Origin of the sequence: Caenimonas sp. SL110 (assembly GCF_001044395.1) — a bacterium.
In the GTDB taxonomy this organism is placed as follows: domain Bacteria; phylum Pseudomonadota; class Gammaproteobacteria; order Burkholderiales; family Burkholderiaceae_C; genus Ramlibacter.
Map to the genome: position 1 here is coordinate 212,778 of NZ_JANU01000013.1, position 23,672 is coordinate 236,449.

Sequence of the window (23,672 nt, forward strand, 5' to 3'; positions counted from 1 at the left end):
TCAAGTTATCGGCTCAAGTTAGACGAAATGCCTCTTTTGGAGACCTGTACAGACGTCTGTGAACCCACATGACAAATGCTGACGCTCCATCGTCCCTAGAATGTTCGGCCCACTTGCAGAAAGCCTTCCGTATGAGCCAGGGACTGATCCGCATCCGCGGTGCCCGCCAGCACAACCTCAAGAACCTCGATCTGGATATCCGCACCGGTGAACTCACCGTGGTGACCGGCCCGAGTGGCTCGGGGAAGTCGAGCCTGGTGTTCGATACCCTGTACGCAGAAGGTCAGCGACGCTACGTCGAGACCTTCTCGGCCTATGCGCGCCAGTTCCTGGACCGCATGGACAAGCCCGCGGTGGACCGTGTGGACGGCGTGCCGCCCGCGATCGCGATCGACCAGACCAACCCGGTGCGGTCGTCACGCTCGACCGTGGGAACGATGACCGAGCTCAACGATCACCTGAAGCTGCTGTTCGCCAGGGCCGGGCGTCTGTTCGACAGCAAGACCGCGCAGCCGGTGCGCCACGACTCGCCCGAGACGATCTATGCCGAGCTGATGGCGCGTTCTGCGCGGGCGGGCGATCCGCGCCTGGTGGTGACATTTCCTGTCGAGCTTCCGGCCAGCACCACGGCCCAGGAGCAGGAGCAGTGGTTGTCTGCAAGCGGCTTCACGCGGGTTCATGCAGAACGCGAAGTGGCAACGCCTACCGGGCCGCGCAAGGTGCTCGATGTGGTGGCAGACCGCTTTCGCGTCCAGGGCACCGAACGGATTCGCGCGATCGAAGCGATTGAAGTGGCCTTGAAACGCGGTGCGGGCCGCATGTCGGTACACGCGGCGATCTCGGAGACGGAAAGCGAGACCTGGAAGTTTTCTACCGGCCTGCATTGCCCCGAGAGCGATATCCGCTATGCCGACCCGATTCCGTCGATGTTTTCGTTCAACTCGGCAGTGGGGGCTTGCGAAGTCTGCCGTGGCTTCGGCCGTGTGATCGGGGTGGACTACGGCCTGGTCATTCCCAACGACAAGCTGACCTTGCGCGCGGGCGCGATCAAGACCATTCAGACGCCCGCATGGGCCGAAGCGCAGGACGACCTGATGCGTCATGCCGAGGCCGCAGGCATTCCACGCGACACGCCCTGGTACAAGCTCACGCCCGAGCAAAAAGGCTGGGTCATCAATGGAACGCCCGGCTTCAAGGACGGCAACTGGAACAAGCAGTGGTACGGCATCAAGCGCTTCTTCCAGTACCTGGAAACCAAGGCGTACAAGATGCACATCCGTGTGCTGCTGTCCAAGTACCGCAGCTACACGCCCTGCGAGACTTGCGGCGGCGCGCGGCTGAAAACCGAAAGCCTGCTCTGGCGCATCGGCAGCAAGGAAGACGCTGATTCGGTGCTTGATCCATCGAAGCGATTCATGCCCGTGGGTGTGGACTGGACGCGCGAGCAACTGCAAGCGCTGCCGGGTCTGTGCCTGCACGACCTCATGCTGATGCCGATCGACCGGGTGCGACGGTTCTTCGACAGCAATTCGCCGCTGGTTCACAACGAGGCACTCAGCAGTGACCTGAACCCCGACCGGCATGGCGACCATCAGGCGCTCAAGCTGCTGTATGAAGAGATCACGACGCGCCTGAAATACCTCGTCGATGTCGGCATCGGCTATCTCACGCTCGACCGGCAAAGCCGCACGCTGTCGGGCGGTGAAGTGCAGCGCATCAACCTGACCACGGCGCTGGGCACCTCGCTCGTCAATACGCTGTTCGTGCTGGACGAGCCCAGCATCGGCCTGCATCCGCGCGACATGAACCGCATCACCGAGGCCATGAAGCGATTGCGTGATGCAGGCAACACCCTGGTGGTGGTGGAGCACGACCCGGCCGTGATGGTGGCAGCCGACCGCATCATCGACATGGGGCCGGGACCAGGTGAGCGTGGCGGCCAGATCGTGTTCGACGGAACGACGCGCGATCTGCGCAACGCCGACACGCTGACTGGTGCGTACCTGGGCGCCCGCAAGCATGTGGGCATGGGCTTCAAGCGTGCGGTCACCGACGCCACACCGCGCCTGATTCTCGAAGGTGCGCGCGAGCACAACCTGAAGAATCTCGACATTGAATTTCCGTTGCAACGCCTGGTGTGCGTGACCGGTGTTTCGGGATCAGGCAAGTCCAGCCTGATCCAGGACGTGCTCGCACCGGCGCTCATTCGCCACTTCGGCAAGGCGACCGAGACACCGGGCCTTCACGACCGGCTGCTCGGCGCCGACCACCTGAGCGAAGTCGTCTTCGTGGACCAGTCGCCCATCGGCAAGACTGCGCGATCCAATCCGGTGAGCTATGTCGGCGCATGGGATGCCATCCGCGAAATCTTTGCAACCGCGCCGCTTGCGAAACAGCGCGGCTACACCGGCTCCAAGTTCAGCTTCAACTCCGGTGACGGCCGCTGCGCCACCTGCGGCGGCTCGGGCTTCGAGCACGTCGAGATGCAGTTCCTGTCCGACGTGTACCTGCGCTGCCCCGACTGCGACGGCAAGCGCTACCGCCCCGAAATCCTCGAAGTCACCATCGAAAGAAAATTGGGGTCAGATTCCAATTTCCGCGTGATGAATGTGGCGGATGTTCTCGACCTCACGGTCAGTGAAGCGGCTTCGCTTTTCGCCAATGACCGTGAAGTGATTCGTACGCTGCAACCGATTGCCGATGTGGGTCTCGAATATGTGAAGCTGGGCCAGCCGGTGCCGACCTTGTCGGGCGGTGAGTCGCAGCGCCTGAAGCTCGCGGGCTTTCTCGCTGCAGGCAAGACCAGCGCAAGCCGGCAACTGGTTGCACGGCGCGGCACGATGTTCATGTTCGACGAGCCGACCACCGGCCTGCACTTCGATGACATCGCCAAGCTGATGCGTGCGATGCGCCGGTTGCTCGATGGCGGCAACTCCATCATCGTGATCGAGCACAACCTGGATGTGATTCGCGCAGCCGACTGGCTGATCGACCTGGGACCCGAAGGCGGTGAGGGCGGAGGACTGCTGGTGGCGCAGGGAACGCCGGAAGAAGTACGGTTGCACGCGACTTCGCACACCGCCAAGGCCCTGCGCGATTACGACGTGACGCTCGGTGTGGGTTCGTATGTGTCGGAGCCTTCGCTGAAGTATGTCAAGGTGGTGGAACCACCGCGCGCCATCCAGATCGTGAACGCGCGCGAGCACAACCTCAAGTCGCTGTCGGTCGATATCCCGCACAACAAGTTCAGCGTCATCACCGGCGTGTCCGGTTCGGGCAAGTCCACGCTGGCCTTCGACATCCTTTTCAATGAAGGGCAGCGCCGCTATCTTGAGTCGCTCAATGCGTACGCGCGCAGCATCGTTCAACCAGCGGGGCGGCCCGAGGTCGATGCGGTGTACGGCATTCCGCCGACCGTCGCGATCGAGCAGCGGCTCTCGCGCGGCGGGCGCAAGTCCACCGTCGGCACGACAACCGAGGTGTGGCATTTCCTGCGCCTGCTTTACGTGAAGCTGGGCATCCAGCATTGCGTCAATGATGGCGCGGAGGTGCGCCCGCAGACACCGGACAGCATCGCCGCGCAGTTGATGCGCAAATACAAGGGGCAACACATCGGCCTGCTCGCGCCGCTGGTGATCAACCGCAAGGGTGTGTACACCGAGCTGGCCGACTGGGCGCGACCGCGCGGCTACCCCTACCTGCGCGTGGACGGCAACTTCCTGCCGACCACCGGTTTTCCGCGCATCGACCGCTTCAAGGAGCACACGATTGAATTGCCAGTGTGCGATCTGGAGATCACGGCTGCCAACGAGTCGCTGCTTCGCGCGAAACTCACTGAAGCGCTCGAACATGGCAAGGGCGTGCTGCATGTGCTCGCGCCGCTGGACGGCCTGCGCAGCGCGATGATCAATGGAAGCACGCACAGCCACATCGGAACCATCGAGGTCTACTCGGTCAAGCGTGCGTGCCCGGTGTGCAGCACCAGCTACCCGGAACTGGACCCGCGCCTGTTTTCATACAACAGCAAGCACGGCTGGTGCCCCGATTGCGTCGGCACTGGTGTGCGCTTGACCAAGGACCAGCGCAAGGCGTACGACGACACGATCCGCGACGACGACAGCAAGGGCCGCGAGCAGACATTTGCAGAGCCGGAGGTCGAAGACGTGACCGATGAGACCTGCCCGACCTGCCGCGGTTCGCGCCTGAATGTGCAGGCGCGCCATGTGCAGTTCGACAAGACGGGCATTGCTGATATTGCGGCACTCTCGGTCGTCGATGTGCGCCGCTGGGTGGAGACGCTGCAGGTTCAAGGCGCGATGAGCGTTCGCGAAGAGGGAATCTCGCGCGACCTGATCCCCGAGATTCGCAGCCGTCTCGAATTCCTGGAGGAAGTCGGCCTGGGTTACCTCACGCTCGACCGTGGCGCGCCCACGCTGTCCGGCGGCGAGGCGCAGCGCATCCGGCTTGCGGCACAACTCGGCTCGAACCTGCAAGGCGTTTGCTACGTGCTCGACGAGCCGACCATCGGCCTGCACGCGCGCGACAACCAGATCCTGCTGAACGCCTTGCACAAGCTGGGCGACAAGGGCAACACGCTGGTCGTCGTGGAGCATGACGAGGAGACGATTCGAAGCGCCGACCACATCATCGACATAGGCCCAAGCGCGGGCAAGCGTGGCGGCCGTGTGATCGCGCAAGGTTCTGCGGCCGATATTTCCGCCGAGAGTGAGTCCGTGACGGGGCGCTATCTGCTGCATGCCATGAGGCATCCGGTGAAGGCGCGCCGTGCTGTCGAGCGCAATGCGCCGCAGCTGGAGTTGCGCGGCGCCAATCTGCACAACCTGGACAACGTCGATGTGGATGTGCCGCTGCATCGGCTGGTCGCCGTGACCGGCGTCTCCGGCTCGGGCAAATCGACCCTGGCTCGTGATGTGTTGCTGCACAACGTTCAGGCCGCCGTGCAGCAGCGCATGACCAAGGCAGGTCGCGACGCTGACGACAAGGGCAAGCACCCGGTGTGGGTGGGTTGCAAGGACTTGAGCGGCTACCAGGTGGTGGATCGCGTGCTCGAAGTGGACCAGACACCCATCGGCAAGACGCCGCGTTCGTGCCCCGCGACCTACATTGGTTTCTGGGACACGATCAGGCGGCTCTTCGCCGACACGCTGGAAGCCAAGGCGCGCGGCTATGGTCCGGGGCGCTTCTCGTTCAACACCGGCGAAGGGCGTTGCCCGACCTGCGAGGGTCAGGGGCTGCGAACGATTGGCATGAGCTTCCTGCCCGATGTGAAGGTGCCTTGCGAATCATGCAGGGGCGCGCGCTTCAACCCCGAGACGCTTGCAGTGACATGGCGCGGCAAGAGCATTGGCGATGTGTTGCAGATGGAAGTCGATGAGGCCGTCGAGTTCTTTGCGGCCATGACCAACATCAGTCATCCCTTGCAACTACTCAAGGATGTGGGGCTCGGCTATCTCACGCTGGGCCAGCCATCACCCACCTTGTCTGGCGGCGAGGCGCAGCGGATCAAGCTGGTGACCGAGTTGTCCAAGGTGCGCGACGACATCACGCGCCGCGGCCAGAAGCCGCCGCACACGCTCTATGTGCTGGATGAACCCACGGTGGGCCTGCACATGGCCGACGTCGAAAAACTCACGCGTGTGCTGCACCGGCTGGTGGATGGCGGCCACAGCGTGGTGGTGATCGAACATGACCTGGATGTGATCGCCGAATCAGACTGGATCATCGACCTGGGACCCGAAGGCGGCAGGGCTGGCGGCAAGATTGTTGCCGCAGCAACTCCTGAACAGGTGGTGGCGAAAAAAACACCGACGGGCATTGCGCTCGCGCCGGTGTTGGCCCGTGCCTGAAGCCGGCTGACCGATCAGTCCAGGCCAGCGCCCGATTCCTTGACGGCGACTTTCCAGCGCGCCACTTCCTTGCCCAGGAAGTCGCTGAATTCGGCGGGCGAGTTGGCCACGATGTCGAACGCCTGGGATGCCATGCGTTCCTTCACGTCGGGCGCGCTCATCGCCTTGACTGCGATCTGGTTCAGGCGTTGCACGATGGCAGGTGGCGTGCCGGCGGGCGCTGCAATCGCCTGCCAGCTCGTCACGTTGACGTTGGCGCCGGTCATTGCTGCGGTAGGCACATCAGGCAACAACGGCGTCTTGTTGGCCGCAGTGAGCATCAGCGCCTTCATCTTGCCGCCCTTGATGAACGGCATGGCGGGGCCGAGGTTGCTGAACATGAAGTCGGCCTGGCCGGCAATGATGTCCTGCATGGCGGGCGCGCCGCCGCGATACGGGATGTGCACCGCGAAGCCGCCGATCTGCTTTTTGTACAACTCGGCCGTCAGGTGGTCGGATGAGCCTGCGCCCGACGATGCGTAAGACAGCTTGCCTGGGTTCGCTTTCAGGAATGCGGTGAGTTCCTGCGCCGTGTTGAAACGTGAAGTCGCAGGGACCACCATCACGTTGGGCGTGGACACCAGCACCGAGATCGGTGCGAAATCTTTCAGCGGGTCATAGGGCAGCTTGCTGTAGAGCGCCGCGTTGATCGCAAAGACACCGATGCTTCCCACCAGCAGCGTGTAGCCGTCAGGCGCTGACTTGGCCACCACCGTCGCGCCCACGCTGCCGTTGGCGCCCGAGCGGTTTTCGACCACGACTGTTGCCTTGAGTTCGTCGCCGATGGCCTTGGCCATGATGCGACCGATCTGGTCGGATGCGCCGCCTGCGGGGAAGGGCACGATGATCTTGATCGGCTGGTTCGGCCATGCAGCCTGCGCGCGTGCGGCCAGCGGTGCGGCGGCAAGCGCCACCACGGTGAGCGCGCCGAGCGCATTGAAAAGCCTGCGAGAAGATTTCATGTTTTGTCTCCTTGGTTTTTGTCAGTTGCCTGCTGGCACCGGCACGGGTGTCTTCAGTCGCCCCGTCTCGAAAAGCGATTGAAGATTGTGCAGCACCAGGTCGGCCATGCCCTTGCGCGTTTCGCGTGTGCCGCTGGCCATGTGGGGCAGCAGCACGACGTTGTCCAGTTCCATGAAGGCGGGCGGCACCTTGGGTTCGTCGGTGAAGACATCCAGTCCCGCGCCGGCGATTCGCTTCTGGGTGAGCGCGTCGAGCAGCGCCAGCTCATCGACGACGCTGCCGCGCGAAATGTTCACCAGATAGCCATCGGGACCGAGCGCTTCGATGACGTCCGCCGAGACAAGATGCCGCGTCGGCGCACCACCAGAGACGGCGATGACGAGGAAGTCGCACCAGCGTGCAAGTTCGACCAGTGACTTCTCGTGCTTGAACTCCACACCGGCCACCGGGTTGCGCGAGTAATAGCGGATGTCCATGTCGAAGCCCTGCGCGCGCCTGGCGATGGTGCGTCCTATGCGCCCGAGCCCGGCAATGCCCAGGCGCTTGCCGCTGATTCGCGTGGTCAACGGAAACTGCCCCTTAAGCCAGTCGCCCCGCCGCACGAAACGCTCGGAGGCGCTCAGGCCTCGCACCGTGTCAATCAGCAGGCCTATGGCCAGGTCAGCGACGCAGTCATTGAGCACATCGGGCGTGTTGCTGACCGCAATGCCGCGCCTTGCGGCGGCTGCGACATCGACGTTGTCATAACCCACGCCAAAGTGTGTGATGGCCTTGATGTTGCGCAGCGATTCAATCAGCGCGGCGTCAGCGCCGTTCTTGGCGGTGACCAGTGCCTCGTAGCTGTCACCCTCGCGCGCGATGAATGCGGCCGGATCGGTCTCGTCGCTCAGCACGCGGCAGTCGTACAGGTCCATCAGCTGCGCTTCCAGTGCGGGCATGACATGCCCCGCGAGAAGCACGCGGTGTTTTGCAGAGGTGCTCGTCATACGGCCAGCGGCTCGGTGCGTGTCACTTCGGCCCGGTTCAGCGCCAGGAGTTCTTCAGCCACGCCCTTGAGCAGGGCCAGCACTTTCGGATCCTCGATGACGGACAGGAATTCGCCGATGGGTCCGGTGGCAGCGATGCCCGCGATCTGGACGGCTGCGTGCAGGATGCGGATGGGCGAGTACTTGTCGCGTGCGTCTTCGAGCGCAATGAACAGTTCGCGCGTGGCCGCAGCGGTCTGGTCGTCGCCAGCATGCAGTGCTTCACGAATCTTGTTCGACAGGGCCGGGGCCACGCAGGTCGAACCGGAGGTGAAAGCTCGCAAGCCGAAGGTGCGGAAGTGGTCGATGACCGGCCGCTCGCCAATGCCGCTGATGATGAGGTCGGGTCCCATCCGGTTCACCAGGTCTGCCAGCACCGGGTCTTTGCGCGCGTCTTCGCGGACGATGGCGTACTTCACCGCGCAGACAGAGCCTTCCTGGACCAGCGCCGCGAGGTCGGCGTTGTCGATGTAGCCCTCGTCCTTGACGTAGGCGATCACCGGCCGGCCGTAGCGGGAAGCCAGTTTGCCAATGCCGCTCGCCACGCCGGCCGGGCTGGCGGGGAAGCGAAGCGGCAGCACCATCGCGGTGGGGAAGGCGCGCTCGCGCAGCAGGTCGATCTGTTCGGCTGCCTTGCCGAAGTCAGCGCCGACTGACGGAATCAGCCAGTCGTGCTCTACGAGTAGCGGCTCAAGCGCATCGACAACGCGTGCCAGTTCGGCGACGCCCAGGTTGTAGAAATTGGCGTTGCCGCCGTACATGAAGGTCGTGACGCGCCCGGCGCGAAGGTGATCGAGCAGCTGACGATTGGCGGCGGGGTTGATCGAGCCATCGGCGTTGCGCGGCATGGGCGGAACTGCGAGAACAGAGGCGCGCAAGTCGGCGCTGGTGACGGGGGAGGTTTTCAAGGGGGGTCCTTCAGATGGGCGCAAGCGGCTGTCTGCCACTTGTTTGACAACTTTACCAATATTGATGGAAGTTGTAAATTCCCGTGCGCTCGAAGGGCTTTGCCCGCGTCTGGTGTTCAGCGATCCAGCTGGCGGTCCAGCAGGCGGTTTCGCGCCTGGTCCAGGTGGTAGCGCATCGCGATGGCGGCGCTGTCCGAATCGCCCACCCGGATCGCGTGGACGATGCGGTCGTGTTCGTCCAGCACCCGGTCGCGACGCTTTTCTGACGCCTCGCGCGTGAGGGACAGCGTGACATTCATGCCGCTCACGACGCGGTCCTTGAGCTGGTCGATTGCTTCCACCAGCAACCCGTTGCCCGACGCCACCGCAATGGCGTGGTGAAAGGCGAAATCTGCCTGTTTGGCCAGTCCGCCTTCGCCAAATGAATCGCTCAGCGCCCGACGTGCGCGCTCGATCTCGCGAATCTGCTCTTCGGTGCGATGACGCGCGGCCAGCCGGGCGGACAGCTCTTCGATGGCCATGCGAAATTCCATCACCTGCAGCACTTCGTGCAGGCTCTGGCGCTGGGTGAGTTCGGCCACGCGCTGCGACGGGCTTCGCTGCACATAGGTGCCCGAGCCTTGGCGGGCGATGACCACGCCGTCGGATTGCAGGCGCTGCAAGGCCTCGCGCACGACGGGCCGGGAGACGGCAAACCGCTGGGCCAACTGGTTTTCGGTCGGCAGGCGATCGCCCGCAGAGAAACGCCCGGCCATGATCTCGTCGAGCAGTTCTCCATAAACCGTGTCGGACAGGCGAGGCCGCTCGATGGGTGAAGGATGGTCGATGGCGTTCATGGGGCGGGGCCATTCTACAAACGCAGGTGACAGCACGCGGGTGATTCCGTATTGATGCCCGCCGTGACACGGGGTGCAATACGCCGACAGCAATACCGTCCAGGAGACAAAACATGCGCCGCAGACAAGTCGTTCAACTGGCAGCCGCCGCCGTGGCCGCCCCCTCGCTGAGCGCGTTCGCGCAGGCGTTTCCTTCGCGACCGATCAAGCTGGTGATCGCATTTCCGGCGGGCGGCCCGACCGACATCACGATGCGTCAGCTCGCGGAGAACGCGTCGAAACACCTCGGCCAGCAGGTAATCATCGAAAACAAGGCTGGTGCGGGCGGCTCACTGCCTGCGCAGAACCTGCAGATTTCGCCACCGGACGGCTACACGCTGGCGCAGATTCCACTGGGCGTGTTTCGGCTGCCGTACACCACCAAGCTCACCTGGGACCCGATCAAGGACATCAGCTACATCATCAACGTCACGGGTTATGCCTTCGGCATCGTGGCTCCGACCGATGGGCCGATCAAGAACTGGGCGGATTTCGTTGCGTACGCGAAGGCCAACCCGGGCAAGCTGAGCTATGGCTCGACCGGTGTGCTCACAAGCCCGCACCTCACCACCGAACTGATCGCGCAGCGCCTGGGTATCCAGCTCAACCACATCCCCTACAAAGGCAATGCCGACCTGAACCAGGCCCTGATGGGCGGGCAGCTCATGGCAGGCGCCGACTCGACGGGTTGGGCGCCGCTGGTGGAAGCCGGCAAGGTGCGCGTGCTCAACACCTGGGGCGACAAGCGCCTGCCGAAATATCCCGACGTGCCGACGCTGAAAGACCTGGGCATCGACATCGTGCAGAACTCGCCGTTCGGCATCGGTGCGCCTCGCGGAACACCGCCCGAGGTGGTCGCGCGATTGCACGATGCTTTCAAGAAGGCGATGGAAGAGCCGAGCTACGTGCAGTCGCTGGCCAAGTACGACATGGTGCCGATCTACATGAGTTCCAGCGATTACCTCAAGTTCGCGCAGGACACGTTTGTGCGCGAGAAGGCGCTGGTCGAAAAGCTCGGGCTTTTGAAGACGCAGTAAGCGTGCGTGGGTGAACGGGTAAGGCCTATCGTTCGAGGATCGCGCGTGCGACCTCGGCGAAGCCCGCGCCGCGCTCGGACGGCGTGATGTATTTCGGTGGGTGTGAAAGCTGCGCTTCGAACCGCCGGATGTTGGCGACACCTACGCTGTGGGGGAAGTGTTCGAACATGAGCACGTCGTTGGTCGAGTCGCCGACGTAGACCCAGTTGTCGATCTCGTCGTCGAGCTCGCGTCCGTAGAGCTCGCGCACGATCCACCGTGCGCCGGCGAGCTTGTTGTGGTCACCGTACCAGCCGTTGATGTGGATGGAACTCACCGTGGCGTTCATGCCATGGAGTTCCATCAGCTTCACAACCTGAGCGATGCCATGCGGGGGCAGATGGGTGTACTCGCTGTGGTCGATCGCGATGTCGGTTTCGCGGCCGGCGCTGTCGCGAGAGATCGTCGCGCCCGGCACTTCGGCCACGATTCGCTGCGCGACTTCCTGCATGCGCGCGTAGTTCTTCGTGCGCAGTTCGACGTCCTGCTGGTAGATTTTTTCGAGGCGCATCGCTGCTCCCTCTCCCTCTGGGAGAGGGCTGGGGTGAGGGCGAAGTGCGACAGCACCGTTCTCAGCCACGATCGCATCGACCGGCCACTGCAACGCAAACGGCTCGCTCCAGCCCACCGGCCTCCCGGTGATCGGAACGACGCGAATCCCCGCAGCGTGCAGGTCGGCAAGCGCCTGCAAGGCATCGCCCGTCACCACGCCTTCGGTGGTCAGCGTGTCATCGATATCGGTGAAGACGCCGGTGATGCGCCGCCGGTCCACAACCGGCCATTCGATCAGCTTGAGCATGCGAGGCTTGACGGTCGAATATCAGTTGTTATGCAGCGCCAGACCCGCGTGTTCGCGCAGCGGATGGAAGTGGATTTTGGGGAAGCGCTCCTGGGCCAGGCGCACGTCGTAGGGCGACGTGCAAAGGAACGCGAGCGTGTTCGCCGCATCGAGCGCCATTCGCTGCGGGTAGGCATCGACGAATGCGCGCAACTCGGCCGGTGAATCGGCAGTGATCCAGCGGGCACCGGTGTACTGGCTGCCCTCCAGCCGGATGTCGGCGTCGTATTCGGCCTTGAGCCGGTGCTGCACGACTTCAAACTGCAGTTGGCCGACGGCGCCCAGCAACATCGGGCCGCCAATCTCGGGGCGAAACACCTGGATCGCGCCTTCTTCGCCAAGCTGCGCAAGGCCTTGCTGCAACTGCTTGGTGCGAAGCGGGTTCTTCAGGATGACGGTCATGAACAGTTCCGGCGCGAAGAACGGCAGGCCTGTGAACTGCAGGTTGGCGCCATCGGTGATGGTGTCGCCCAGCTGCACGCCGCCGTGCGTCGTGAAGCCGATGATGTCCCCCGCGTAAGCCTCGTCCACGGCTTCGCGGCGCTGCGACAGGAAGGTCACCACAGAGGTCGGCCGCAGCTCTTTCGCGGTGCGCTGCACCTTGAGCTTCATGCCCGGTGTGTACTTGCCCGACGCCATGCGAACGAATGCGATACGGTCACGGTGATTGGCGTCCATGTTGGCCTGCACCTTGAACACGACGCCCGCGAAGTTTTCGTCCTCCGGATGGATTTCCTTGATGACGGGCTGGCGATTGACCATCAGCTGGCTGGTTCGCGGTTGCGGCGACGGAGCCAGATCGACCAGCGCTTCCAGCACTTCCATCACACCGAAATTGTTCACGCCGGAGCCGAAGAAGACCGGCGTCTGCTTGCCCGCGAGGAACGCTTCGTGGTCCCACTCGGGCGACGCGCCGATCGCCAGTTCCATGCTCTGCTCGGCGTCGGTGAATTCGCGGCCGAAGCGCTCGGTGAGCTTGGCGCGTTCGGACAGCGGAATCGTTTCGAAGTCTTGCGGCAGGCGTTCGGAGCCCGACTCGAACACCGTCATCGCCTTGGTGCGCAGGTTCATGATGCCGCCGAAGCTCTTGCCCTGGCCCACCGGCCAGGTCATAGGCACGCACGGCATGCCGAGTTCGCGCTCGACCTCATCGAGGATGTCCAGGGGCTCACGAACTTCGCGGTCCATCTTGTTGACGAAGGTGATGATGGGCGTGTTGCGCTGGCGGCAGACTTCGATCAGGCGCCGGGTCTGCGCTTCAACGCCGTTGGCCGCATCGATCACCATCAGCGCCGAGTCGACGGCGGTGAGCACGCGGTAGGTATCTTCCGAAAAGTCCTTGTGGCCGGGCGTGTCGAGCAGGTTGATGACGTGGTCGCGGTAGAGCATCTGCATCACCGACGAGGCGACCGAAATGCCGCGCTGCTTTTCGATTTCCATCCAGTCGGAGGTGGCGTGGCGGGACGCCTTGCGCGCCTTGACCGAGCCGGCGATCTGGATCGCGCCCGAGAACAGCAGGAGCTTTTCGGTGAGCGTGGTCTTACCCGCGTCCGGGTGGGAAATGATGGCGAACGTGCGGCGGCGCCGGGTTTCGGCGGCGTAGGGCGAGGCAGACAAGGAAGGGCTCCGGAAAACGTTGGCGCCGGGCCGCGAGGGCGGCGGGCGCGAGAAGCCCATATTGTGCCGGTCTAACCGGATCTAGCGTTTGGGCGCCGCGGCGAACACCTGGCTCAGCTCAAAGGGCGTCGTGACTTCCAGCTGGTCATAGCGGCAATCCTGCGGCGGCTTGTCGGCGCGCCACCGAACGAAGGTGGTCGCATGGCGGAAACGATCGCCCTGCATGTGATCGTATTGGACTTCGCAGACGCGCTCGGGCCGAAGCGGCTCCCAGCGCAGGTCCTTGCCACCGCTCCAGCGGCTTTGCGCGCCAGGGAGCCGGTTGGCTTCATGCGCCTGTGGATCGCCCCAATCCTTCCAGGGGTGGTCAGCCAGCGCATCGTTGCGCAGGGGTGCCAGTTCAAGGGCGAGTTGCACGCGCATGTCCATCGTGAATGCGGATGCGACGCCTGCGTGCTGGAGCACGCCCGCATCGTTGTACAGGCCCAGCAGCAGCGATCCCACCGCGTCCTCGCGTTCCTTGTACCAGCGAAAACCTGCGACCACGCAGTCAGCCGTGCGCGAGTGCTTGATCTTGAACATGGCGCGCTTGGCGGGCAGGTACGGCGAGCTTTCAGGCTTGGCCATCACGCCGTCAAGGCCAGCGCCTTCGAATTGCTCCAGCCATTGCTGCGCAACTGCGCGGTCGCGCGTCATAGGCGTGAGGTACAGCGGTGGTTTGGCGGTGGCGATCAGGCGTTCGAGGCGCGTGCGCCGTTCGGATTGCGGCAATGCCATCACACTCTTGCCGCCCGCAGCGAGCAGGTCGAAGGCGATGAATGCAGACGGCGTTTCTTTCGCGAGCCGTGCAATGCGCGAAGGCGCGGGATGCACGCGCTGCTGCAGGGCGTCGAAGTCGAGGCCGTGTTTGGCCATGATGACGATCTCGCCGTCGAGCACGCAGCCCTTGGGCAGCATCTCGGACAGGGCGCGCTCGAGTTCGGGGAAGTAGCGGTTGAGCGCCTTGCCGTCGCGGCTTTGCAGATGAATGCCATCGGCACCCGAAAAAACGATGGCCCGGAAGCCGTCCCATTTGGGTTCAAAAAGGAAAGCGCCCTCTGGCGGCAGCTCCTGGGCGACCTTGGCGAGCATGGGCTCGATCGGGGATTTTGGAAACGAGGCGGAAGAAGAAGTCATGGCGGATGCTATCGCCATTGCGGGTCGACGACGGCGCAGCGACCCGCCGAGCCCTCTACAGCCCTTCAAAAACCCTCGATTTGTCGATGAGACCGCTTTGGACCCGTTCGATGTTGTGTTCGAGGGTGATGACCTGCTCCTGAATGCTGTCGCGCACCGTTTGGGCCGCCTGCAGATCGCTTGCAGCCATGCTCCCCGGCGTGCCGGAGACCATGGAGAGCACCGTGCACAGGGTTTCCTGGGCGATCAGTCGGTCTCTCAGGATTTTCAGGCGTTCTTTGGCCTCGTCCAGGGTGGGGCCTTGTGGTCTGGGGCTGGCAAGGACTGGTTGGCGGATGTGGGTGGATCGGGCCGTGAAATTGGTTTTCAAAAGTCGTCTCGGGGTTGAATAGGTCCGCCGATTTTGCAACCTGAAAGCACTCCATATCAATAAAAAAGTGCTAACAAAAATGCCGTCTACCCAAAACTCAGCCACCGCAAATCTGTCCGGCCAGGCGCCCCTTTTCCACCAGGTCGGAGCACCCCTTGACCACGTTGGTGGGCCGGCAGCGGCCCATGACGTCCGCGCCCGGCTCAACCTTGGGTCCGTGATAGACGCACCCATAAGAGCAATCGCGCTGGCTGTCGCAGAGTTTGTTGGCGTCGGGTGCCTTGCGTACGGGAGCGGCTTTGGCGCTTGCCGTGCCGGGTTGGCAAAAGGGCATCGGGGAGCCAGAGGGACCCCAATTGCCGCCGGTTTGCGCGCATTGCTGGGCGACTGCAGATTCGGACACTGGTGCAAAGCACACCCCGCCCAGCGGTGCGGCTTCCATGGGAGACCACTGGCCACCGAGCCGCAGGCATTCGGTGCGGCCCCACGAGGTCTGGCAGGCCTTTTGCCAGCTGCTGCGCTGAACCCACGCTCCCTGCATCGCCGTGCACTCTGCCTGCGAGTCGATGACCGCAGGTCGCGCGGCCGCGCCCTGCGCGAGCACGGCAGTTCCCATCGCCAGGCTCAACAGTAAAACCCAGAATGCCTTCATGACCCCAGTCTAGCGCCGGCAACGCACCCGTTGTTAGAATCTCTCGAATCCGAGGAGCGTTGCAGCACCCCAGCGGTGTGAGGCTCGGATCCTTACGCAACGACGCTCACCCACGGCTCTGTGAGGTGAGACCCCTTTCCAGGCCGTGGCTGATCTCTTTCAACTGGAGCCACACATGAACGCCGTTCTCAAACCCGCACAAGATTGCGCCATCGCCGATCCGTCCCTCGCTGCCTGGGGCAAAAAAGAAATCCGCATCGCCGAAACCGAGATGCCTGGCCTGATGGCCATCCGCGAGGAATTCGCGAAGGCACAGCCGCTCAAGGGCGCGCGCATCACCGGTTCGCTGCACATGACCATCCAGACGGCCGTGCTCATCGAGACGCTGCAGGCGCTCGGCGCCAATGTGCGCTGGGCATCGTGCAACATCTTCTCCACGCAAGACCATGCCGCCGCAGCCATCGCCGACCGTGGCACGCCGGTTTTCGCGATCAAGGGCGAGACACTCGCCGACTACTGGGATTACACCCACCGCATCTTCGACTTTGGCGCCAAGGGCACGGCCGGCGAAGGCCCCAACATGATCCTGGACGACGGCGGCGATGCAACGCTGCTGATGCACCTGGGCAAGCGAGCTGAAAAGGATGCATCGCTCATCGCCAATCCGAGCGGCGAAGAAGAGACATACCTGTTTGCCTCGATCAAGGCCAAGCTCGCGCAGGACCCGACCTGGTACAGCCGCAAGGGCGCTGAAATCATTGGCGTGACCGAAGAGACCACCACCGGCGTGCACCGCCTGAAGGAAATGAGTGCCAAGGGCACGCTGCTGTTTCGCGCCATCAACGTCAATGATTCGGTTACCAAGAGCAAGTTCGACAACCTCTACGGCTGCCGCGAGTCGCTGGTCGACGGCATCAAGCGCGCCACCGACGTGATGATCGCCGGCAAGGTCGCAGTCGTGGCCGGCTACGGCGACGTGGGCAAGGGTTCGGCACAGGCGCTGCGCGCCCTGTCGGCCCAGGTCTGGGTCACCGAAATCGACCCGATCAACGCATTGCAGGCCGCAATGGAAGGCTTCAAGGTCGTGACGATGGAATATGCCGCCGACAAGGCCGACATCTTCGTGACGGCCACCGGCAACAAGCACGTGATCCGCTATGAGCACATGGCTGCGATGAAAGACCAGGCCATCGTCTGCAACATCGGCCACTTCGACAACGAGATCGACATCGCTTCGGTCGAAAAGCACGAGTGGGAAGAGATCAAGCCGCAAGTCGATCACGTGATCTTCCCGGACGGCAAGCGCATCATCCTGCTGGCCAAGGGCCGCCTGGTGAACCTCGGCTGCGGCACGGGCCACCCGAGCTTCGTGATGAGCTCTTCGTTCGCCAACCAGACCATCGCGCAGATCGAACTGTTCACGCACAAGGATTCGTACGACGTGGGCAAGGTCTATGTGCTGCCCAAGCACCTGGACGAGAAGGTCGCGCGCCTGCACCTGACCAAGGTCGGCGCGATGCTGACCGAGCTGTCTGAAGAGCAGGCCGAATACATCGGCGTGCCCAAGGTCGGGCCTTACAAGCCTGATTCGTATCGTTATTGATCGAATGGTGTCATTGCGGGCTCGACCCGCAATCCACCTGGCGCCTGAGCAAAAGCCGTCTGGATGCCGGATCGAGTCCGGCATGACAACCACGTTGAATCATGCGTGTTGATCAACTCCTTGTTGAGCGCGGCCTTGCGACCTCACGGTCGCAGGCGCAGCGCCTGATCGCGTCTGGCGTGCGCTGGCGCGACCGCGGTGACTGGAAGGCCGTCGTCAAGAACGGCGACGAGGTTTCGGCCGACGCCGAGATCGAGCTGCTCGACGACGCGGAGGCTCGCTATGTTTCTCGCGGTGGGCTCAAGCTTGAAGGCGCGCTGAAGGCGAGCGGTATCGATGTGACGGGCAAGTTGTGTCTCGATGTCGGCCAGTCCACCGGCGGCTTCACGGACTGCCTGCTTCGCCAGGGCGCACGGCATGTGGTTGGCGTCGATGTGGGACAGGGTCAGTTGCACGACAACATCCGTAGTGATGAGCGAGTGACCGCGATCGAGAAGGTCAACGCGCGAGAGCTGTCGGGTGAAGACGCCGGCGACGATCCGTTTGATCTGGTCGTCGGTGATCTCTCGTTCATATCGAGCACACTGGTTTTGCCGGCGCTTGTGCCGTTGATGGCGCAGGGCGGCGAGCTGCTGTTTCTCGTCAAGCCGCAATTCGAATTGCAGCCTGGGCAAGTGGGCAAGGGCGGGATCGTGACGGACAAAGCACTCTACGACTTCGTAAAGCAACGCGTCGCTGATTGCTGCGCATCCCTCGGGTTGCAGGTGAAGGCGTGGCATGAGAGCCCGATTGCAGGTGGTGACGGGAACCGCGAGTTCTTCGTTCACGCCACAAAAAATGATTGATGAAAGGGAGGCGATGAACGCTCCGCTCAGCCTGGAATTTTTTCCCCCGAAGACGCCGGAAGGTTCGGCGAAGTTGCGCGCGGTGCGCCAGGAGTTGTACCGGCTCAAGCCCGAGTTCTGCTCGGTGACATACGGTGCCGGTGGCTCCACGCAAACAGGCACTTTCGACACCGTCGCAGAGATTCTGAATGAGGGCGTGGCCGCCGCATCGCACCTGTCTTGCATTGGCGCGACGCGCGATCGCGTGCGCGAAGAACTCACGCAGCTGCGTTCGATGGGCGTCCAGCGCCTCGTGGCCTTGCGCGGTGACCTGCCCAGCGGCTACGGCGCGGGCGGCGAGTTCCACTATGCGAGCGATCTCATCGCCTTTATCCGCCAGGAAACCGGCGATGCGTTTCGCATCGAAGCAGCCTGCTATCCGGAAGTGCATCCACAGGCCAAATCGCCCGATTCTGATATGCAGGCGTTCGCGCAAAAGGTGCGCGCAGGCGCCGATTCCGCGATCACGCAGTACTTCTTCAATGCAGACGCTTACTTCCGCTTCATGGATGAGGCGCGTAAGGCTCAGCTTGACATTCCCGTCGTGCCGGGGATCATGCCGATCACGAGTTCGACGCAGCTGATGCGTTTTTCGGATGCATGCGGCGCAGAGATTCCGCGCTGGATTCGCTTGCGACTGCAAGCGTTTGGCGACGACACCGCTTCGATCAAGGCGTTCGGCCTGGACGTCGTGACGGGGCTGTGCGAGCAATTGCGTCGAGGCGGAGCACCGGGGCTGCACTTTTATACGATGAACCAGAGCGCGGCTACGGCTGAGCTTTGCAAACGATTGGGGATGATTTGATACGCACGACCTTGCTTCTGACGATGGCGATTGCGGGCGCGAGCCAGCTGAGCTGGGCCGAGGAATACCCCGCTGCGACCGTAGCTCCTGCTCCTGCTGCCACAACCGTCGAGGTCGAGGCTCCTGTCGTGACGGCCGAGATTCCTGCACCGATCGTCGCCGATCGGCCTGAAGTGCACAGAGGCATCGCGTCCTGGTATGGCCCGCGTTTTCACGGAAGGCGTACGGCGAGCGGCGAGGTGTACAACATGTACGCGCTGACGGCGGCGCATCCGTTTCTTCCGTTCGGCACGCTTGTGCGAGTTCGCAACCTCATCAGCGGCAAGATCGTGGACGTGCGCGTCAACGACCGGGGTCCGCACGTGGCCCGCCGCGTGATCGACCTCAGCAAGGCTGCAGCGGCGGCTCTGGGCTTGCACGAACCGGGTGGCGGCACGCCGCCTGTCGCGATCACCGTCTTGCAGGGCACCGCAACCGACGAGCGTAGCTTTGCATCGGGTCGTCTGTCGCGAGCCTCCACACGGTCCCAGTCGCCCACCATTCGCTAGGTCGGGCCGGTGGCTTCGCCGACCCGATCGTCGCATGGGTACCATTGAATATCAGCGACAGGCGAGGAGGGGAAAAATGAGATTTGCCCATTTGTGGGCCTTGGCTGCGGTATGGCTATTTCTGGCACCGCAGGCGCAAGCATTACAGATGCGTTTTCAGTGCCGGATGCCCAACGGCACCATGATCCAGTCGGATCGCCCTTGCTATTCCTTCAGCAATCCGGGGTCGGCATCGGCCGGTCGCCAACCGCCTGTGTATTACGGCCCCACCGAGCCTGGACTGCGTTACCAGCCAGCGCCGCCGTCGATCGGTGAAGCGCCCGATCACATCACGTACATGAGCCCGCGCTGTAGCGGTCTGCATGACGCGTTACGCACTGCGGCCGCACGTGGGCTCGCTTCGAGCACTGTCTCGGAGATGCGCCGGAACTACCAGCGCGAATGCGCCGAGAACGAGGCCGAGGCGCGCACTCGCTATGCGAGCGAGCGGGGCGAGAAGCGCCAGCTGGCGAAGGTCGAGCAGGCCTCGCAGCAGCGGGCGCACGAGCGTACGAAACTCCAGGAGCAGCAGTGCGGCGAGTCCAAGCGCATCCTGGTGACCAAGAAAGCCCGTACCGATCTGAACGACGGCGAGAAGGCCGAGTTGCAGCGCTTCGAAACCAACTACCGCGCGCGCTGCTCCTGAACCAGCGCGGGCTCAGCGCTCGTCGTAGCTCACGCGCACTTCGCGGCTGACCGGTCGGGCCTGGCAAGTCAGCACGAAGCCTTTGTCAATCTCCCATTGCTCCAGGGTGAAGTTCTTGTCCATCGTGACTTCGCCTTCGAGCACGCGTGCCCTGCAGGTGCAACACACGCCGCCACGGCAGGAGTAGGGCAAGTCAAGGCCGGCATCGAGCGCCACATCGAGTACATGGTCACGGCCACTCATCTGCATGTGATGGGTCTTGCCATCGAGCACCACATGCAGGCTATGGCCTTCATGCAGGCGACCGGGTTGCTTTTCTGCAGGAGGCAGGTTCGGCTGCCTGATCGCGCTGTTGTCGGACGAGAAAAATCGTTCGCTGTGGATTCGATCCGTCGAAACGCCGCCACCACGGAGGGCTTTTTCGACGCAGGCAATCATCCCCTCGGGGCCGCAGATGAATGCCTCATCGATGCTGTCGGCTGGAAGCAGTCCGGATAGAAGTTCTGCGACCTTGTTCTCATCGAGTCGACCATTCAGGAGTGCCATTTCCTGGGGTTGGCGCGACAGCATGTGAATCAAAGACAGTCGGGCCGGGTAACGATCCTTCAGGTCCTGCAGTGCTTCGTTGAACATGATCGTGTTGGTGCGCTGGTTGCCGTACACCAGCGTGAAGCGCGAACCAGGTTCGGCGGCGAGCGTTGTCGCGATGATGGACAGGATGGGCGTGATGCCCGAGCCGGCCGCGAAGCCGACGCGGTGCCTGGCGCCGGTCATGCGCGGGGTGAAGCGGCCGTCGGGAGGCAGCACTTCAATGCTTGCGCCTTCGCCCAGGTTCTGGATCGCCCAGGGAGAGAAAGTTCCGCCTTCAACCGGCTTGATGCCGACGTCGATTTCCAGTGCGTCTTCGAATCGCTGGTGCGGGCTGCAGATGGAGTAGCTGCGCCGGGTCTCACGGCCTTCGATCGTGGCGCGAAGCGTCAGGAACTGACCGGGCTTGAAATCGAATGTCTCGCGCAGTTGCAGCGGCACTGCAAAAGTGATCGCCGCAGAGCCGGCCGCGTCTGGCGCCACGCGCTTGACCGTGAGGGGATGAAAGTGAAGTGCCATCGGTCGCGGGTCAGTACGGCTTGAAGTAGTCGAAGGGCTCCATGCAGGCCAGGCACTTGTAGAGCGCCTTGCATGCCGTCGAGCCGAAATGGGAGGTCTCGGTGGTGTCTGTCGAGCCGCAATGGGGGCACGGCACCGCAGTGGCCGTACGCTGGGGCATGAGCTTGACGACGTTGCCGTGGTGCGCGAGTTGCGGCGGCGCAATGCCGTAGGCTTTCAATTTTTCGCTTGCCTCGGGCGTGATCCAGTCGGTGGTCCAGGCGGGCGCGAGTTTCAGGACGACGGTAGCAGTCATGTCATGGGCGGCGAGCGCGGCACGAACATCGTCTTCAATCTGTCCCATCGCGGGACAGCCGCTGTAGGTCGGTGTGATCACGACTTCGAGCGATCCACTGCGCTCTTTGATTTCGCGCAGGATGCCCAGCTCGCGGATTGAAACGACAGGGATTTCAGGGTCGGGGATGGTTTCCAGCAGTTGCCATGCACGGTCAACCAACGACAAATCCGCCGCGATCACCACACCGCCTCGGGATGCTGCCGCGCCAGGCTTTGCATCTCGCCCAACAGGTAGCTCAAGTGCTCGGAGTGCAGGCCTTGCTTGCCGCGAGTCACATGACCGCCGGCGGCTGGGCGGGTCAGAGTCGATTCAGCGAGCGCTGCATCGACATTCGCATCCCATTGGGCTCGCAGTGATTGGACGCTCGCGCCCGTTGCGTCAGAGGCAGCTTGAGACTCAAGCGCACTGGGCGTCCAGAACTCCTGCGTGTAGGGGAACAGGTGGTCAAGAGCAGCCTGTGCGCGTGCGTGCGATTCGTCCGTGCCATCGCCGAATTTCACAAGCCAGTCGAGTGAATGGCGCACGTGATAGCGCGTTTCCTTCACCGCTTTGCCAGCGATTGCCGCCAGTTGCGAGTCCCTGGATTGCTGCAGCGCGTCCCACACGAGAAGCATCAGGCTGCTGTAGAGAAAGTTGCGCACGATGGTCGTGGCGTAGTCGCGATCGGACGCCGCAGTTCCTGCCAACGGACCATGGTGCGGCAGTTCGACCAGCGTGTAGTTGCGGTACTGCGCGCAATCCCGAAAGTAGGCGAGCTTGTCCTCGGTCATGCCTTCGCCCTGCAGCGACGCCGCGTGCTGGTACAACATGCGCGACTGGCCGATCAGGTCCAGGCTGATGTTGGCCATCGCAATGTCTTCTTCGAGGATGGGGCCGTGCCCGCACCATTCGGCGTTGCGCTGCCCCAGTACCAGGGCGTTGTCGGCCAGGTGAAGCAGGTACTCGATCGGTGCCGAAGGTGCAGTCGGCGAGGTCATCACATGTGTCCCACTTCGTCGGGAATCTCGTAGAAGCTCGGATGCCGGTAGATCTTGTCGCTGGCCGGCTCGAACAGTTCGGCTTTGTCGTCGGGCTCGCTTGCGGTGATCTGGGCCGAGGGAACCACCCAGATGCTCACGCCTTCCATGCGCCGGGTATAGACATCGCGCGCCATCTGGAGCGCCTGCTGCGCGTCGGCTGCGTGCAAGCTGCCGCAGTGCTTGTGCTCGAGCCCCTGCTTGCTTCGCACAAAGACTTCGAACAGTGGCCACTCGTTGTGGATGCTCATGCTGCTTCCTTCAGTGCGCGCGCCTTTTGCTTCTTTGCATGGGCGATCGCGGCGTCGCGGACCCATTGCCCATCTTCATGCGCCTTGACGCGCGTCGCCAGGCGTTCCTTGTTGCAGGGGCCATTGCCATTGACCACCGCCCAGAAGTCGTCCCAATCGATCGCGCCGTAGTCGTGTTGGCCGCGTTCCTCGTTCCACTTCAGGTCGGGATCGGGAAGCGTCACACCAAGAATCCTTGCCTGCGGCACGGTGGCGTCGACAAACTTTTGCCGGAGGTCGTCATTGCTGATCCGCTTGATGCCCCAGCGCATGCCTTGCGCGCTGTTGGGGCTGTCGGCGTCCGGCGGGCCGAACATGGCGAGCACCGGCCACCACCAGCGATTGACCGATTCCTGCACCATGTCGCGCTGAGCCTGCGTGCCCGTCATCTGTGTCATCAGGCTTTCGAAACCCTGGCGCTGGTGGAAGCTCTCCTCCTTGCAGATGCGGATCATTGCGCGCGCGTACGGTCCGTATGAACAGCGGCAGATGGGCACCTGGTTCATGATCGCAGCGCCATCGACTAACCAGCCGATGGTGCCGACGTCGGCCCATGTGAGCGTGGGGTAGTTGAAGATCGAGCTGTACTTGGCCCTGCCGCTGTGCAGCCCATCGAGCATCTGGTCGCGACTCGTGCCGAGCGTTTCGGCTGCAGAGTAGAGATAAAGGCCGTGGCCGCCCTCGTCCTGCACCTTGGCGATCAGGATGGCTTTGCGCTTGAGTGAGGGGGCGCGCGAAATCCAGTTGCCTTCGGGCTGCATCCCGATGATTTCGCTGTGGGCGTGCTGGCTGATCTGGCGCACCAGCGTCCTGCGATACGCATCGGGCATCCAGTCCTGAGGCTCGATCTTGCTGTCGAGGTCCATCTTCGTGTCGAACTGCTGCTGCAGTTCAGCCTCAAGCCCTTCGGCGGGCGGTGCGACAGCTTTCAGCCGCTGCTGCGGATCGGGCAGGTCTAGCGCTTGGGTGTACATCGAGGCAGTATATCAAT

The 23,672-nt window shown here is 63.1% G+C and carries 21 protein-coding genes and 1 riboswitch; of the genes, 7 read left to right on the plus strand and 14 right to left on the minus strand.

Annotated elements, in window-relative coordinates; all coding sequences use genetic code 11:
• Positions 1–131: 131 nt before the first annotated feature.
• Entirely contained in the window at positions 132–5,867 is a 5,736-nt protein-coding gene (uvrA, locus tag AQ12_RS09295; RefSeq protein WP_048439587.1) for an excinuclease ABC subunit UvrA, read from the plus strand.
• 14 nt (positions 5,868–5,881) lie between these two features.
• Here uvrA and AQ12_RS09300 read toward each other — a convergent pair whose 3' ends face one another.
• The 4 genes from AQ12_RS09300 to AQ12_RS09315 all read right to left on the minus strand — a co-directional run bounded on the left by AQ12_RS09300 (position 5,882) and on the right by AQ12_RS09315 (position 9,638).
• Entirely contained in the window at positions 5,882–6,868 is a 987-nt protein-coding gene (locus tag AQ12_RS09300; protein WP_048439588.1) for a tripartite tricarboxylate transporter substrate binding protein, read from the minus strand.
• Positions 6,869–6,889: 21 nt separating this feature from the next.
• Positions 6,890–7,807: a 2-hydroxyacid dehydrogenase gene (locus AQ12_RS09305; protein WP_238587686.1), complete on the minus strand. Its 918-nt coding sequence runs from the start codon at positions 7,805–7,807 to the stop codon at positions 6,890–6,892.
• Between the two features lie 44 nt (positions 7,808–7,851).
• Positions 7,852–8,802 (minus strand): dihydrodipicolinate synthase family protein, encoded by a 951-nt coding sequence (locus AQ12_RS09310; RefSeq protein WP_048439590.1) that lies wholly within the window; start codon positions 8,800–8,802, stop codon positions 7,852–7,854.
• A 116-nt stretch (positions 8,803–8,918) separates the two neighbouring features.
• Positions 8,919–9,638 (minus strand): FadR/GntR family transcriptional regulator, encoded by a 720-nt coding sequence (locus AQ12_RS09315; protein WP_048439591.1) that lies wholly within the window; start codon positions 9,636–9,638, stop codon positions 8,919–8,921.
• 113 nt (positions 9,639–9,751) lie between these two features.
• Between AQ12_RS09315 and AQ12_RS09320 the strand changes: the two genes are divergently transcribed.
• Positions 9,752–10,714 (plus strand): tripartite tricarboxylate transporter substrate binding protein, encoded by a 963-nt coding sequence (locus tag AQ12_RS09320; protein ID WP_048439592.1) that lies wholly within the window; start codon positions 9,752–9,754, stop codon positions 10,712–10,714.
• Between the two features lie 25 nt (positions 10,715–10,739).
• On the opposite strand, the gene AQ12_RS09325 is transcribed toward AQ12_RS09320, so the two are convergent.
• The 5 genes from AQ12_RS09325 to AQ12_RS09345 all read right to left on the minus strand — a co-directional run bounded on the left by AQ12_RS09325 (position 10,740) and on the right by AQ12_RS09345 (position 15,406).
• Complete coding sequence (locus AQ12_RS09325) at positions 10,740–11,552, minus strand: HAD-IIB family hydrolase (RefSeq protein WP_048439593.1); 813 nt, start codon at positions 11,550–11,552, stop codon at positions 10,740–10,742.
• 21 nt (positions 11,553–11,573) lie between these two features.
• A complete protein-coding gene (locus tag AQ12_RS09330) occupies positions 11,574–13,208 on the minus strand; it encodes a peptide chain release factor 3 (protein WP_048439594.1) in 1,635 nt (544 codons plus the stop codon).
• An 81-nt stretch (positions 13,209–13,289) separates the two neighbouring features.
• Positions 13,290–14,384 (minus strand): ATP-dependent DNA ligase, encoded by a 1,095-nt coding sequence (locus AQ12_RS09335; RefSeq protein ID WP_082151496.1) that lies wholly within the window; start codon positions 14,382–14,384, stop codon positions 13,290–13,292.
• Between the two features lie 55 nt (positions 14,385–14,439).
• Positions 14,440–14,754: a hypothetical protein gene (locus tag AQ12_RS09340; RefSeq protein WP_048439596.1), complete on the minus strand. Its 315-nt coding sequence runs from the start codon at positions 14,752–14,754 to the stop codon at positions 14,440–14,442.
• 97 nt (positions 14,755–14,851) lie between these two features.
• Positions 14,852–15,406 carry a hypothetical protein gene (locus AQ12_RS09345; RefSeq protein WP_048439597.1) on the minus strand — a complete coding sequence of 185 codons (555 nt, stop codon included), beginning with the start codon at positions 15,404–15,406 and terminating at the stop codon, positions 14,852–14,854.
• Between the two features lie 45 nt (positions 15,407–15,451).
• Positions 15,452–15,521, plus strand: a riboswitch (S-adenosyl-L-homocysteine riboswitch).
• A 60-nt stretch (positions 15,522–15,581) separates the two neighbouring features.
• Between AQ12_RS09345 and ahcY the strand changes: the two genes are divergently transcribed.
• The 5 genes from ahcY (at position 15,582) to AQ12_RS09370 (ending at position 19,931) form a co-directional block, all read left to right on the plus strand.
• Positions 15,582–17,009, plus strand: a complete 1,428-nt coding sequence (gene ahcY, locus AQ12_RS09350; RefSeq protein ID WP_048439598.1) for an adenosylhomocysteinase — start codon at positions 15,582–15,584, stop codon at positions 17,007–17,009.
• Positions 17,010–17,110: 101 nt separating this feature from the next.
• Complete coding sequence (locus AQ12_RS09355; protein WP_048439599.1) at positions 17,111–17,854, plus strand: TlyA family RNA methyltransferase; 744 nt, start codon at positions 17,111–17,113, stop codon at positions 17,852–17,854.
• A gap of 13 nt (positions 17,855–17,867) precedes the next feature.
• Positions 17,868–18,698, plus strand: a complete 831-nt coding sequence (gene metF / locus AQ12_RS09360) for a methylenetetrahydrofolate reductase [NAD(P)H] (protein ID WP_048439600.1) — start codon at positions 17,868–17,870, stop codon at positions 18,696–18,698.
• Positions 18,695–19,246: a septal ring lytic transglycosylase RlpA family protein gene (locus AQ12_RS22450; protein ID WP_238587687.1), complete on the plus strand. Its 552-nt coding sequence runs from the start codon at positions 18,695–18,697 to the stop codon at positions 19,244–19,246. Before metF ends, AQ12_RS22450 begins: the two co-directional genes overlap by 4 nt.
• 76 nt (positions 19,247–19,322) lie before the next feature.
• The gene (locus tag AQ12_RS09370; RefSeq protein WP_152682732.1) at positions 19,323–19,931 is read left to right on the plus strand and encodes a hypothetical protein; all 609 of its coding nucleotides are present in this window, start codon (positions 19,323–19,325) and stop codon (positions 19,929–19,931) included.
• A gap of 12 nt (positions 19,932–19,943) precedes the next feature.
• On the opposite strand, the gene AQ12_RS09375 is transcribed toward AQ12_RS09370, so the two are convergent.
• Genes AQ12_RS09375 through paaA form a run of 5 tightly spaced genes read right to left on the minus strand, consistent with a single transcriptional unit; the run spans position 19,944 to position 23,655 of the window.
• Positions 19,944–21,038, minus strand: coding sequence for a 2Fe-2S iron-sulfur cluster-binding protein (locus AQ12_RS09375; protein ID WP_048439601.1), 1,095 nt, complete (start codon positions 21,036–21,038; stop codon positions 19,944–19,946).
• Positions 21,039–21,048: 10 nt separating this feature from the next.
• Positions 21,049–21,558 (minus strand): 1,2-phenylacetyl-CoA epoxidase subunit PaaD, encoded by a 510-nt coding sequence (gene paaD / locus AQ12_RS09380; protein ID WP_202967493.1) that lies wholly within the window; start codon positions 21,556–21,558, stop codon positions 21,049–21,051.
• Complete coding sequence (gene paaC / locus AQ12_RS09385) at positions 21,552–22,352, minus strand: 1,2-phenylacetyl-CoA epoxidase subunit PaaC (RefSeq protein WP_048439602.1); 801 nt, start codon at positions 22,350–22,352, stop codon at positions 21,552–21,554. The genes paaD and paaC overlap by 7 nt, the downstream gene beginning before the upstream one ends.
• Positions 22,352–22,642: a 1,2-phenylacetyl-CoA epoxidase subunit PaaB gene (gene paaB / locus AQ12_RS09390; protein WP_048439603.1), complete on the minus strand. Its 291-nt coding sequence runs from the start codon at positions 22,640–22,642 to the stop codon at positions 22,352–22,354. The genes paaC and paaB overlap by 1 nt, the downstream gene beginning before the upstream one ends.
• Positions 22,639–23,655, minus strand: coding sequence for a 1,2-phenylacetyl-CoA epoxidase subunit PaaA (paaA, locus tag AQ12_RS09395; protein WP_048439604.1), 1,017 nt, complete (start codon positions 23,653–23,655; stop codon positions 22,639–22,641). Before paaA ends, paaB begins: the two co-directional genes overlap by 4 nt.
• Positions 23,656–23,672 lie beyond the last annotated feature (17 nt).